The organism is Aureibaculum luteum, from assembly GCF_003449015.1.
GTDB lineage: Bacteria > Bacteroidota > Bacteroidia > Flavobacteriales > Flavobacteriaceae > Aureibaculum > Aureibaculum luteum.
The window spans coordinates 683,422-697,048 of the sequence record NZ_QRGD01000001.1 but is presented as its reverse complement, the minus strand read 5'-3'; the positions used below and the strand labels follow the sequence as shown (position 1 = coordinate 697,048).

The 13,627-nt window shown below is 32.5% G+C and carries 16 protein-coding genes; 1 reads left to right on the top strand and 15 read right to left on the bottom strand.

Going from position 1 to position 13,627, the window contains the following annotated elements; all coding sequences use genetic code 11:
- Window positions 1-32 precede the first annotated feature (32 nt).
- The 15 genes from D3P13_RS03075 to D3P13_RS03010 all read right to left on the bottom strand — a co-directional run bounded on the left by D3P13_RS03075 (window position 33) and on the right by D3P13_RS03010 (window position 12,298).
- Entirely contained in the window at window positions 33-536 is a 504-nt protein-coding gene (locus tag D3P13_RS03075; RefSeq protein ID WP_117879819.1) for a nuclear transport factor 2 family protein, read from the bottom strand.
- A gap of 165 nt (window positions 537-701) precedes the next feature.
- Window positions 702-1,199, bottom strand: a complete 498-nt coding sequence (locus D3P13_RS03070; RefSeq protein WP_117879818.1) for a hypothetical protein — start codon at window positions 1,197-1,199, stop codon at window positions 702-704.
- 77 nt (window positions 1,200-1,276) lie between these two features.
- Window positions 1,277-2,515 carry a T9SS type A sorting domain-containing protein gene (locus D3P13_RS03065; RefSeq protein WP_117879817.1) on the bottom strand — a complete coding sequence of 413 codons (1,239 nt, stop codon included), beginning with the start codon at window positions 2,513-2,515 and terminating at the stop codon, window positions 1,277-1,279.
- A 352-nt stretch (window positions 2,516-2,867) separates the two neighbouring features.
- Window positions 2,868-3,716, bottom strand: a complete 849-nt coding sequence (locus tag D3P13_RS03060) for an SDR family oxidoreductase (RefSeq protein WP_117879816.1) — start codon at window positions 3,714-3,716, stop codon at window positions 2,868-2,870.
- Window positions 3,717-3,808: 92 nt separating this feature from the next.
- On the bottom strand, window positions 3,809-4,153 hold the full coding sequence (locus D3P13_RS03055) for a hypothetical protein (protein ID WP_117879815.1): 345 nt from the start codon (window positions 4,151-4,153) through the stop codon (window positions 3,809-3,811).
- A 331-nt stretch (window positions 4,154-4,484) separates the two neighbouring features.
- Window positions 4,485-4,829 carry a hypothetical protein gene (locus D3P13_RS03050; RefSeq protein ID WP_117879814.1) on the bottom strand — a complete coding sequence of 115 codons (345 nt, stop codon included), beginning with the start codon at window positions 4,827-4,829 and terminating at the stop codon, window positions 4,485-4,487.
- Window positions 4,830-5,106: 277 nt separating this feature from the next.
- Complete coding sequence (locus D3P13_RS03045) at window positions 5,107-6,573, bottom strand: alpha/beta hydrolase-fold protein (RefSeq protein WP_117879813.1); 1,467 nt, start codon at window positions 6,571-6,573, stop codon at window positions 5,107-5,109.
- A gap of 16 nt (window positions 6,574-6,589) precedes the next feature.
- Window positions 6,590-7,360: a membrane or secreted protein gene (locus tag D3P13_RS03040; RefSeq protein WP_232829119.1), complete on the bottom strand. Its 771-nt coding sequence runs from the start codon at window positions 7,358-7,360 to the stop codon at window positions 6,590-6,592.
- Between the two features lie 216 nt (window positions 7,361-7,576).
- Entirely contained in the window at window positions 7,577-8,626 is a 1,050-nt protein-coding gene (arsB, locus tag D3P13_RS03035) for an ACR3 family arsenite efflux transporter (RefSeq protein WP_117879812.1), read from the bottom strand.
- 1 nt (window position 8,627) lies between these two features.
- On the bottom strand, window positions 8,628-9,239 hold the full coding sequence (locus D3P13_RS22045) for an arsenate-mycothiol transferase ArsC (protein WP_198679947.1): 612 nt from the start codon (window positions 9,237-9,239) through the stop codon (window positions 8,628-8,630).
- A gap of 12 nt (window positions 9,240-9,251) precedes the next feature.
- A complete protein-coding gene (locus tag D3P13_RS22040) occupies window positions 9,252-9,740 on the bottom strand; it encodes a GNAT family N-acetyltransferase (RefSeq protein WP_198679946.1) in 489 nt (162 codons plus the stop codon).
- 7 nt (window positions 9,741-9,747) lie between these two features.
- Window positions 9,748-10,215, bottom strand: a complete 468-nt coding sequence (locus D3P13_RS03025) for a DUF6428 family protein (protein ID WP_117879811.1) — start codon at window positions 10,213-10,215, stop codon at window positions 9,748-9,750.
- A 42-nt stretch (window positions 10,216-10,257) separates the two neighbouring features.
- A complete protein-coding gene (locus D3P13_RS03020; protein WP_117879810.1) occupies window positions 10,258-11,142 on the bottom strand; it encodes an arsenite methyltransferase in 885 nt (294 codons plus the stop codon).
- A gap of 27 nt (window positions 11,143-11,169) precedes the next feature.
- Entirely contained in the window at window positions 11,170-11,499 is a 330-nt protein-coding gene (locus D3P13_RS03015; RefSeq protein ID WP_117879809.1) for an ArsR/SmtB family transcription factor, read from the bottom strand.
- A gap of 151 nt (window positions 11,500-11,650) precedes the next feature.
- Window positions 11,651-12,298, bottom strand: a complete 648-nt coding sequence (locus tag D3P13_RS03010; protein WP_117879808.1) for a hypothetical protein — start codon at window positions 12,296-12,298, stop codon at window positions 11,651-11,653.
- Window positions 12,299-12,478: 180 nt separating this feature from the next.
- Between D3P13_RS03010 and D3P13_RS03005 the strand changes: the two genes are divergently transcribed.
- Complete coding sequence (locus D3P13_RS03005; RefSeq protein ID WP_117879807.1) at window positions 12,479-13,621, top strand: saccharopine dehydrogenase family protein; 1,143 nt, start codon at window positions 12,479-12,481, stop codon at window positions 13,619-13,621.
- The last annotated feature ends 6 nt before the right edge of the window (window positions 13,622-13,627 follow it).

Sequence of the window (13,627 nt, the reverse complement as noted above, 5' to 3'; positions counted from 1 at the left end):
GTAAATAAATTGAAATTCGTTGGTAAAAGTATTTAATCTATTGTTTTTTCAATTGAACTAGCATGGTCTTTAATGATATACCAATTGTTATCTATTTTTTCTAAAGCATAAGTAACAATAAGTCTATTAAAATATGGTTTTCCATTTCTTTCTGGTTCCTTGTACAAAAATTCTGTTGTAGCTACACCAAATTTGTCTCCAATATCAGTACTCAATATTTTTGTGTTAATTGTCCAGTTAGGTACTTTAAACCATTCTTGATGAAATTTCATAAATCCATCAACAGCATATACAATTTCAGAACTTGGTTGAATTAATTCCATATTGCCCTTTGGAGACATTGTAGATTTTAAAGTATTTAAGTCTTTATTTTGTACTGCATTTAAATGCTTTAAAATTAATGAAGTAAATGCTTTTTCATTTTCAACCTTTGAGATTTTATTTTTCTCAGATTCCTTTTGCTTTATGTTACAAGAGCTGAAGCCAATTATTAATAAGCTAAGAAATAGTAATTTATAAGAAATATTTTTTTTCATTTAACTAATTTTGGTGTACACCGTCATTTTATTTTATTGCAAGCGTTAGGTAGGTGTATGGTTAATTTTGTTGATTTTGCTATAAATTTAATAAATAAGCCACCCCTTTTGGTGTTCCAAGGAAAAATCTACCCCATTTAAATATAGCAAGTGTTTATGCGGTTTTTATTTCCAACTGGGTCCAGCTCCAAGTGTTTTCCACCCGTTGTTCGTTTTTATTAATTCACCTATTTTAAAGTTTTTCGTTATATCTCCATATTTTAAAACAACGATAGGTTCAGCCATTTCATAACCAAAAAAATCTTCAGTCTGAAGATACTTATATTCTTCAATTGAACAGTTTTCCCAAAAATCTTTGTCTTGTGTCGTTTTAAATTCTGAATATGCTTTCTCTAATCTTGTTTTGTCGAAATAGCCATCCTTTGCTCGATTTTCTGTAGCTTCTAATTCTTGCTTTTTATTAGTTTCAGGCATAGTCATTGCGGTTATTGCACGCATTAATTCCTCTTTGTTTATTCTCAATGCTAGTGCTTCCGATATGTTATCATTTTTATAACACGCTATCGTGTAATTGCAAAATTGTTTTAAATCATATATTTTTTTTGATTTATTACAGCTTATCAATAGTACAGCTACTATTAATCCAAGTATTAATTTCTTCATTATGTTAAAATTTAATTATGATTTTTCTTTCAATTGCAACCAACATACGTTTAACTATTCCCAAAGTGTCGGGAGGGTTATTTCTTTAATAATTTTCTGTTTATTGTTCTATTATTTTTGTCATGAATTTTAACAAAATAAGTGCCTGATGCTAAATTTCCTAAATATAGATGGTCCGCTTTATTATTAAAATTGGCTACTATTTTACCTCTTAAATCGTAAACAAGGATTTTCTCAATATTTTCACCATTGGTTATACTGATATAATCAACGGTTGGATTTGGATGAATGCTTAATTGATTTTCGGAATCAAATTGGGTTAATCCTAAAGTAGCATCTTTAATAATGACTACTTTATTGTCAGAACTGTTAAAGGCATAGCAACCTGTTCCGCATGTAATAATGTTATTTACATCACCAAAAGCTACTGAAATAGGTAAATTATCTGCCAGTAAAAAAGTAGTTGGATTAAATCGTTGAAATACTATATTTCCAGAAAAATCAAAACTCGCATAACAAACTAGGTCTGCATTTATATCATATACTGAAGGGCCATTTACATTTGAGAAAGTACCTGCTACAAATAATGAACTTGTTGCATCTACAACGGTGCCATCAGTTGCATATATTCTGCCATTGTAATAACTAAAATCTTCGTCAGATCCGGATAATACATTTGATGATACTCCTACAACACTAACTCCCGTACTATTTATTGACATTCTTCTTATTCCATATTCTGTGGTTTCATTATTATATCCAATTAAAGAATTTTGAGCACTAAATTCAATTCTGTTACTACCTGTATGGGCTGGGGTAGTTGTGGGTCTTATAACGCCATTATCATAAATTGCTACCCCTTCATGCCTTGGTGTAAACCCAATATTTTTTCTTGAAACAGCAATGGTATTTGATTGCCCAGGCATTACCTCAATATCTTCAACATAAAAAGAACCATTTGAAGAATCAGAGCCTAAACTAAATTGAAGTCCTGACGTTTGAGAAGAAATTTCGAATCTTCTAACCGTTGATGAGCCACTAAATCCGCTATAAATATATTGTCCATCATCAGAAATTGCCAATACGGTAGGCTCACTTCCAATAAAAATAGTATTCTCTAAGGTAAAGTTTTTTGGATTTATAACACCTATGCTATTTCCATTAGCACCATTTGAACTTGGAATAGATACATAAATTCGATCGGTATTGCTATCGTAAACTAAATCATTTGTTGTCACTTCCACAGTATTTACATTAAACTGAGAAAAGGCAAACATTGGTAAGATAATAAAAATTAAAAGGTAATTTTTCTTCATATTCTTGAGTTTGGATTGTTCATTTTAATTTTTGCTATTAAATATGGATAACCACTCCAGAAGTGTCGGAGTGCTATTTATCTAAACAGTTACATCATTTAATAGGTAAACAAATCGAAAATTAAAGCTTCTTGTTTTAAGGGATACAATTGGGGTTTGTTTAGCGTTAACGACTTAAGTAAGCTAAATTAAAAAAAAAGGGGTTACAAACAAATAATAAGGTAATAAATCTTAGGGCTTTAGAATGGGGTTAACTTTTTTACTAAAAATTTGTATAGTATTACTAAACTCTACTAGTTTTTATCTCGAGGCGTCGCGAAGTTTTTAGCTTAGTTCTTATTAAGAGGGGTAATTATTTTTTTTTAAATGTTTCCATCAATTCAATAGTTGATTTATGTGGTCTTCCCGATGCTTTTTCAAAATCGGAATGTACATTATTTACACCAATCTTAATTCCGTTGTAAATTCCGGCAATAACGGTTCCAATGAAATCGCCTAATTCTTCTTTTCTTTCATTCTCATACGCTTCTACAGAAACAGATTTGTATGTCAGATTTGTATGAAATACCTGATTAATATATTCAGCCAATTGGGTCTGTGTTATCAATTCGCCCACCAAATTGTATATTTGTCCGTTATGTTTGTCGTCAATTAGCATTTGTGTATAAGCAAAACCTAATTCTTTTCTGCTGGTATAACCACACTTTCCGTCTTGGGCACAGTTTCTAATTTCCCCTTCTTTTGTATACGTATCGATATACTCAAGGTCAGGCTCAATATAAATTCCATTTCTACCAATGGCCCAATTTAAACCTGATTCTCGTACATCTTTTTCAGTCTGACGATTGCTTTTTACTATGGGGCTAAAAGCGGTTTTTTCTTCGTCGCCAATAATGCTGGTGTAGACTATCTTTTTAACACCATTTTGTTTTGCAGCTTCAATTACGTTTCTATGTTGTTGGATTCTTTTTTGTGGATCGTCCATTCCTGAAATAAGCAATAACGAATCAATTCCTTTTAAAGCTGTGTTAAAATCGTCACGGCTATTGTAATCACCTTTTCGAATTTCAATACCGAGGTGAGAAGCTTTTTCTGGTGTCCGTACGATTCCAATAACGTTCTCTTTTCCAATTTCTCTTTTAAGTTCATTTACTATGGAAGTACCTAAGTGTCCGTTTGCTGCTGTTACTGCAATTTTCATGTTGTATTTTTAAATTATGCTCAACTTACGTATAACTATAATAGTGATAATTCTCTTAATTGTTAGATCATTTACTATATTAACCTATTCAATTATTTTTTTAGCAGCCATTGCTTGGCTTTATTTTTTTTACTAAAAATTTGAATAGAATACCCAAGACGTTGCAAATTATCAATAATAAAATTATTGTTATTTTTAGCAGGCCGTACAACGGCAAATTTGGTATCCTTGTCAAGAATTATGACCGAAATATTTGTAATATCAAATCGTAATTCATAACTAAGATTAGTGTTTTGTAATTCAGAAGCGTCTATTAAAATTTTATTTGAATCTTTTGTTCCTAACTGTTTTAAAAAGTCAACCATAGCGTCTTGCGTAAAACTTCCGCTTAATTCGGCTTCAAGAAATTCAGGCTCTATTGAAAATATTATTTCCATAAACAATCAAGTCTTTGATGGTTGGTTTGTTTAGTTTAAAGATGAAAACTAAGATTGGTATCTTATTCTTTTTTTTACTATTCCTTTTACAGCTTTCACATAATAATTAAAAAACTTGATTATAAGCATTTCTTTTAACTGCTACATCATTTTGTAGCTAAACAAATTTAAATTTTATTGCTTCTGAGTTGAAGGGAGAAAATTGGGTTTTTGCTTAGTTTAGATGAATTATGTAAGCTAAGTTATGAAAAAAGGAGTTAAAAACAAATAATAAGGTTTTAAACGCTTGGGTTTTAACCTCGTTTTATTTTAAAATTAGATCATTTTAAAATTATTTTTTTAGCAACCATGATTTCGCTTTGTTTGGTTCACTAAAAATTTGAATAGCATGCCCATGACGTTGCATATTATCTATGATAAAATTATTAATATCTCTAGCTGGCCACACAATGGCAATTTTGCAAACGAAGTTAAGATTTGCTAACGCAACATTTACAATGTCAAACCGTACTTGATACGAAAGATTGGTGTTCTGTAATTTAGAAGCATCAATATAAATGTATTCTGAATCTTTTTTCCCTAATAGTTTTAGAAAGTCAACAAAAGCATCATACGTAAAACTTCCGTTTAATTCGACTTCAAGAAATTCGGGTTCTATTGAAAATTTTATTTCCATAAATAATCAAATCTTTGATGGTTGGTTACTATAGTTTTTTAGATGAGGACTCGCAACTGTAACTCATTCTTTTTTACTATTACTTTTTGAGTTTTTACATTACAATTTTGTAGCCTGATAAGAGTTGTTTGTTTTATCTGTTTCAATAGTTAGTAGCTAAACATGTCTAAATTTTATAGCTTCTGGGATGAAGGGAGAAAATTGGGGCTTGTTAAATGAGCTGCAGCTAATATAATATTATATTTAGCAAACCAAATGAATATATTATAAACCTAATTTATTTCTTTTCTTGCAACCAACGTTTATAGCATTTCTCTAAAAAAGATACCCCTTCTTTTTGATACACTTCGGTAAAGACCGTAAAATGATCGCCTGGATAATATTGAAACTCCATTGCTGCATTTAGTTTTATCATTTCACCTTCAAATAATTTAACGGCATGGTGTAAATAAAAATTATCACTAGTACCCACAGAAATTCTAATCTTGTTGTTGAGGTCTTCTTGTAAAGAATTCCAGTTTTCTCGTAATTTAATGGATAGGTCGTATCTTTTAAAAAGGGGCAGTGCCTCTTGGTTTATTTCGCCATTGGGTAAGTTAACCAATCGTATTTGTTTCCCATCTTTGTCGTAGCCACCAAAAACGGCATCAAAGGAATGCAATTGAGACCCTCTGTAGATAACGTTTTCTGTTCTGTAAAAATCTTTGGCACTAATTACTGGAAAACGGCCTGCTATGGTAACATCGGCTAATAAGTTGCCTTTGTCATCATAAAACATATTTTCAGTTTCATAGATGTTTTTATTTTGATAGTTTCTAAAATCTACTTGATCTGGAGCACTTGACCAAGCACCAGCAAAAATTTTAGGATAATTGATTTGCAACTGTAAAGAGGTCCAGCCACCACTACTATGCCCAAATAATAAATTGGCTCCATTACTGCGGTACTTTTTATTTAGTGCCGGAATAAACTCTTTTACAAGTGCATCGCCCCAAGGTCCATTGATGTCGCTATTAGCATAGGTAGAGTGTCCTTCAGGGCAATTTCCGTCTAAGTAAACTACAATAACGGGTTGCTCTCCAAGCTGAGTAAATTTATTTTTACCCATACCTGAATGTAATTTGTAATTGGCTCCGAAGCCGAAAATGGAATAAATAACGGGGTAGTGCTGTTTCGCATTTTTATCATAGCCTTCGGGTAAACTTACAGCGGCATTTACAAAAACATCTTTTTGATGAAAAGCACTTAATAATTCTGATTTTACACTTAATTCTTTTAAGGTTACGGTTTCTTTAAATGGAATTGGTGCTATTATTTTGTCTGCTACTAAGGTAAAAACAGTCTCAACGTTTTTGGTTACATCCACTTTAATTGGGGTTGAATAAAGGTTACCCGCACTTGAACCAATATTAGAGTCGCCCAAGTTTCTGTCAAATACCACTTGAGCATAATACAACCCTCTTTCTATATTTGTAAGTTCTACTGGGTAGGATACAGCATCGTCATTGAATGTAACTGGTTCATTGGGCTTTAAATTATTTACCACAATGCGATAGACAGGAATTAATTCTAAACCTACAAAAACATCTTTAGGAGATTTATTTTCTTTTGATAAATACAACAATATGTTTCCTGAAAAATTCTCTTTTATCAAGTCTTGTTTATAGCTAACCGTAAAGGATTGTCCGTTAATTTGAAATGCAAAGGTTAAGAAAAGTAAAAGTGTGAAGGTTAGGTTTTTCATGGTTTTTATCTTTTGTTTATTCTCTTACACTCCAAATTTCGTGAATAGGAGCTCCTTTACTAGACAAGCCAGAGTGGTTCCAATTACCCTCTTTTAGGCTAAAATCGAACTGTAAGCTATTGCCAACTCGGGTATCATCTTTTGAAAAGAACTCTATGTTTTCCGTGTATTTTCCATTTTCGGTGGTATAGGTTCCGCCACCCGTACCCATAAATTCTTTGGTTTCGGTGTTATAGGCGATCCATTGAAAACGTGTGCCAGATAGAATTTTCATCGTTTTTCGAGGTTTATTTGTATCTCTTGACTGCGTTTCTCCATCCTTAACACGTCCAGACATAAGCCATGCACCTTGCAATTTACCAGGCTTTCCGTTGTCTATTCTTTTTAATTTCATTTCACTGCCTCCTATCTCAACAATAGAATCAGTTATCGTTACTTTAAAATTGGTTTCAGTACCTACACGGTCCGTATTACCAGAGTCAAATTCTATTTTCTCGGTCATAGTATCACCTTCTAATTTCCAAGTACCACCGTTCGTACCTATAAACTTCCCAGTTTTTGAGTTGTAAGCACTCAAAACTTGATAGCCATCAGAAAAAATAACGACAACCTTAATGTCTTCTTCGCCTTCTGCAGTGGAAATACTTTCCCAAGCTCCAATAATATTTTGGGCGGTACTTGTAAAGGATAAAAAAGCAAAAATGAGCAATGCCATGCCAGTTTGAATACGCTTACTTTTAAAATTTCTGTTTCTGTTTCTGTTTCTGTTTGTCGTTGGAGAGGTCATACTATTATTTTTAGCGTTATAATTTTAGGGTGCTAACTGCTTATAAATTAGTTGTTAAAACCATAAATTTAGTAAATAAAAATTAATTATAATCTTTTGGACTCGTTTTCGAATTGCATTCCGTTTGATTTAGAAGATATAAACTAAAAAAGACTTCACAACGGAAGCCTCTTTTATAAAAGTTAAAATAATGAAGTAGCTATTTTTTAACTGTGCTTATGCTATTGGTTTTTTAAAATATTTTTTACGTAACCAAAACGATACGCGTACCAAAATTATTAATGCAGGTACTTCAACCAAAGGACCAATAACGCCTGCAAAGGCTTGTCCAGAATTAAGTCCAAAAACAGCGATGGCAACAGCAATAGCCAATTCAAAATTATTACCTGCCGCAGTAAAAGCTACTGCTGCGGTTTTGTCATAGTCTGCACCCATTGCTTTTGTAAAGAAAAAACCAATAATAAACATGACTGTAAAATAGATTAATAGCGGAACAGCAATAATTAAAACGTCCATTGGAATTTCAACAATCATTTCTCCTTTTAATGAAAACATGATTACAATTGTAAATAAAAGAGCAATCAACGTTAAGGGTGAAATGGCCGGTATAAATTTGTTGGTATACCAATCTTCGCCTTTTAGTTTTACTAATAGTAGTCTGCTTAAAATACCTAACAAAAATGGAATACCTAAATAAATGGCCACGCTTTCAGCAATGGTTGCTACTGAGATATCTACAATAGCACCTTCAAACCCGAAATAAGGAGGTAATACGGTTATAAAAAGCCAAGCGTAAAAACTGTATGCAAAAACTTGAAAAACACTATTTAAAGCTACTAAACCAGCACCATATTCAGCACTACCTTCAGCAAGATCATTCCAAACCAAAACCATGGCAATACAACGAGCCAATCCTATTAATATTAACCCCACCATATATTCAGGATAGTCATGCAAAAATGTGATGGCTAAAAAGAACATTAATACCGGACCAATAATCCAGTTTAGAACCAACGAAATGGATAAAATCTTTGTATTTCTGAATACCTTTGGTAAGAGAGCATAATTAACTTTAGCCAAAGGAGGATACATCATTACGATTAATCCGATAGCAATGGGAATGTTTGTGGAGCCACTATTAAATGAATTGATAATACCAGAAAATGAAGGCACAAAATAACCAATACCAACGCCGATTAACATAGCTGTGAAAATCCAAAGTGTAAGGTATTGATCCAGAAAACTTAATTTTTTAGGAGCTGCCATTTTAGGAGTTTATTTGTGAAAATACATAGTGTAATTCAGTGGCTATTTGCAAACTACGTTCGTTATACTTTTCGGCTTGCTGAGGTGTATTGTCAAATGCTTTTGGATCGTCAAAAGTGATGGGAATTCGTTTTTCTGCACCTGCAATAAACGGACAACCGGCATCTGCTTGCGAGCAGGTCATAATCGCTGCAAAGTCAGATTTAGGATTAAAAGCATTATCGAATTTTTTTGAAAATCCAATTACAGGATGCTCATTTTTTGCATACTTAATACTGTAAACAGGATTGTCGTTTTCAGAAATTTTACCCACTTCAAAACCTGAGTTTTGTAAAGTTTTTGCTACCATAGGAAACAATGCTGTAGCTTCGGTTCCGCCAGAATAACAAAATACATTGTTAATACCAAAATGATAGGCCATTGTTTGTGCCCAAACTTGCGATATATGACTTCTACGTGAGTTGTGTGTACAAATAAAATTTAACCTTATTTCTTCATTGTTATCCACTTTACTTTGAATAAAGTCGATGAGTGTTTGTAATACATTTTTACGCTGCCCATTGATACTTGATGGGTGTAAATTTTCTATAATTTCTGATACTAATTTATTCATAAGTTTGGGTTTTTAGATCCCTATTTTATTACTTCTTCTTTCCATAATAATGTTGTCTTTCCAAACCCCATTAAGTTGGCCGATTTTTTCGCGATAACCAATTTCTCTAAAACCACACTTTTTGTGTAAATGGATGCTTGCACTATTTTCAGGCATAATACCACATTGTAATGTCCAAATTATATTGGTTTCACTAATTTCTATAAGTTTTTTTAAAATTTTTGTGCCCACTCCCATTCCTTGATATGATGGAGAAACATACAAGCTATTTTCTGCTACACCTTTATAAACACAGCGATTTGAAACTTTTGATAAAGCACCCCAACCTAACATACTATGGTTGTTAAAAAAAGTAATACGACCAAAAGTATGGTGTGCATTGTCCCATTTTTCGAAGCTGGGCATTTGTGTTTCAAAAGTTGCTTTTCCTGTTGCTATGCCTGCTTTGTAAATTTTTAAAACGAGATTAAAATTTTCTTCGGTAATGTGTTCTAAATTCATAATCGTATTAACAACAATTTCCTCCAGGAGTACAAGAAGTTTCGCTATTTAGATCTGATAATTTTACGTTGACTTTCCCTTCAGGGATATCACATTTATCCTTTGCTAAACAATCTGTTTGTTTTGTAGTGAGTAAGAAATTTTTTCCGTCAAAATCAAGTCCAAATTTTTGAATGGTTTGTCCTTGATATTCTACTTCGATATCTAAATCTCCAATTTCTAAAACCTTTTCAGAAAGCTCAATAATTTTTACTAATTTTTCTGGATGTAAACGATGATCATAGTCGTTGGCATCCCAAAGTTGAAAGTTGGCTACTTCTTCTTTTCTTACTGTGCCCCCACAATCGATAAAATTCTTTGTGATTTTGCCAACTTCTGTAACATGAAAATTAGTTGGTACCAATTCGCCGTTTGGCAATTGAAACGCAATGTTATCCAATTGATTTAATTTGTGTTTAATTTCTGAGAGTTTCATATTTTTAGTGTGAGTTTATGTTTTATAAATCAAATTTTATAATTAACAGCAACCGCTGTTTGGGGTACAAGATTCACCTTGAATTTCAGAGAACTTTAACTTGGGTTTTTCTTCTCTTGATCCAGGCTTTTCTCCGTAAACGGTAATGCTAAAAATGCCTACTGCTTTTTGGTTAAAAGTTTTTACCTCTTCTTCAGAAAGATATTTACTTAAGATATCATTTGGAATAACGATAGGTTTTTCTTTTTGGACTTGTACATTTTGAAATCCTTGTGCTTCTATTAATTGCAGATAGTCTGATTTTTGAATGGCACCAGCAACACATCCTGCATACATTTCGGCATCTTCTTTTAAGGCGACTGGTAGATTACCTACTAAAACAATATCAGAAACACTAAAATGACCATTTGGTTTTAAAACCCTGTACATTTCTGCAATCACTTTTTCTTTATTAGGTACAAGATTTAATACGCAATTACTGACAACAACATCTGCTATATGATCACTTACGGGCATATCGTCAATATCACCTGTTCTAAATTCAACATTGTTGTATCCTAGTTTTTCTGCATTTATTCTCGCTTTATCAATCATAATTGGTGTAAAATCAATACCAATTACTTTTCCTTCAGCACCTGTTTCATGACGAGCTACAAAACAATCATTACCTGCACCAGAACCTAAATCGATTACGGTATCACCGGCATTAATTTTTGCGAATTGTGTTGGTAACCCACACCCTAAACCTAAATCGGCCTCTTCATTATAGCCTTCGGTTTCAGAATAGTCATCCATCATAATATTGTATACTTTGTTTGATGGTGTTGTTGCACCACAACATGATGAAGCGTTTTCAACTTTGCCTTGTTCGGCTATTTTTGAATAACGTTCTTTAACAATATCTTTTAATTCTTGTTCGTTTTTCATTTTTTTAAATTTTATAATAATCTAAAGTTAACAACAGTTTTCTTTTGAAATATCTTGATCTAAAAACCCAGATATCAGTTTTTTCATTTTAGTCCAGTTATCTGTATCAATACAGTAACAAACACTAGTTCCTTCTACGTTACCTTTTATCAAACCTAAATGTTTTAACTCTTTTAAATGTTGAGATATAGTAGGTTGGGCCAATCCGATTTCACTTACCAAATCACCACAAACACATGCGTTTAATTTAAAAAGGTATTGTAAAATAGCGACTCTTGCCGGATGGCCAAAAGCTTTGGCGAATAAGGCAATTTCGTTTTGTGAATCCGTAAACATTTCGGTTTTAGATACTCCCATTTTAGTTGTTTAATTTGTTCATTGCAATATTACGATTAATATTTTAATAAGTAATCAAGTGTTTAGAAAAAATTTTAATCATTGAATAAATGTGGAGTAGAATTAGAAACTGTGAAGACCGTTTTTCTTTTATAGTATCATGAAGGGAAAATTAGTTGGGCCGCACAGAGGTAATAAATGGAGAGGCACCGTCTTTTTTAGTAGGTAATTCGTCTAGCTCTTCTTGAAACTTTTCGTTAAGTGTTCCTTTTCTATAAAACTTGAGGTATTTTTTAGATCGAACCGTTAATTTAATTTTATTTTTAGGTTTTCTAGCAAAGCCTAAAAATATTTCAGCAGCTTTAAGTCGTACTTCTTTCACATCTTCTTGATGTTTATAAGACGCTCCTTCAATTGAAATACATGATAAAATACGGTCGTGGTTTATTTTTTGGTCTAACAGATAATTAACAATACTTACGGCATAAAAATACTGTTGGTTGTCGGTATTTCTAAGTTTATAGTAAAAATTACCACCTAGAGGTATGCCATAACCGGTATCTTGATTCATCCAAAAACAAACAATTTTAGATGAATTTACAAATTTGGCTGATTTCTCGTTAACTGGGTTGCTGAGAAGATATTGGGTAGCTTCAAAAACAAGTTGCTCATATTCTTCAATACTGGGTTCTTTGAGTGCGTTAATGTCTCCAATTTTCTTTTCAGCTTGTGCATAACCAATCTGAGTTGCTGTTATGAGAAGTATCAGCAATGTGAAATTAACGAGTTTAATACTTATTATTGAAGTAATTTTATGCAATAAATAAATGTTTAGCGATTATATATAATTAACGCACAAACGAAAGATTTTATTGTATAGTATACAATTAATTTTAAGGTCAATATTTTAAGATTCAAAGGTTTACTATTTTGAGGGTTCTAAAATGTAAACTTGAAAGATTATGCTTATCTTTAATGTAATTCTTAATTACTTCGAATTATGAAAACACATTTTAATATCGTTATTGCTGGAGCGGGTGGTATAGCACAGGCTGCCGGACTTATATTAGCTGAGTGGAGCACAATAACACCCACAATTTATATTGGAAATAGAACACTTGCTAAAGCTCAAAAAGTTGCAAAGTGGATAGAAAATGGTACGACAAAAAAATGTGAAATAATTCCTTTTCATCTGAGTTCAGATGAAGTTACAGAGGAGATGATTCGCGTTTTTAGTAAAGGAGATGCACTTTTAGATTGTTTGCCAGGTAAATTGGCTCCAAAAATGGCCGGTTTTGCTAAAGCATATAAGCTTAATTATGCGAACCTTACAGAATATGTAGCTGAAACCAATCAGATTATGGATCTCGCTCAAAATGCAGATGTAGGTTTTGTTTTGCAAACAGGATTAGCTCCTGGCTATATTGATGTGATGGCCAATTATATATTTCAAGAGTTTTGCAAACAGTATCATGTTGAAAAAGTTGATATATTAGAGTTTAAAGTAGGAGCTCTAACTAAAAATGCGGTGGCACCACATTTCTATGGTTTTACTTGGAGTCCTATTGGTGTAGCTACAGAATACATAAAAGATTGTGTTGTAATTCGTGATTATAAAAAGGCTACAATTCCTGCTTTATCAGAACGAGCAACGATCATTATTGATGGCATTTCCTATGAGGAAGATTTGACTTCTGGGGGAGCTGCTGATTTACCAGATGCCCTAAGTGGAAAAGTACGTAAATTAGATTATAAAACCTTACGTCATCCAGGGCATTACCATTGGGTAGATACACAATTGAAAGAGCTAAAAAACAAGGATACTTTAATTGCTGATTTGCAAGAAATTATGTTAGCTACAATCCCTAATATGGAAGATGATCAGATCATAATTTATGCCGCAGTAGAAGGTAAAGACGCAAACGGTGTTTTACGTCGTCATGAAGTTGCTAAAAATATAAAACCTCAAAAGGTAGGTAAACATTTGCTTAGAGCAATTCAAACGACCACAGCTGCACCTTTGGTGCAATCTATTCAATGGTTGTTAGAAAATAAAACAAAAGGCATTACGCTCCAAAGTGAGTTAGAATCTAAAACCTTTTTAAATGGTGCATTTATTAAGCGTGTTTATGGGGAGGTTTAAGTACGT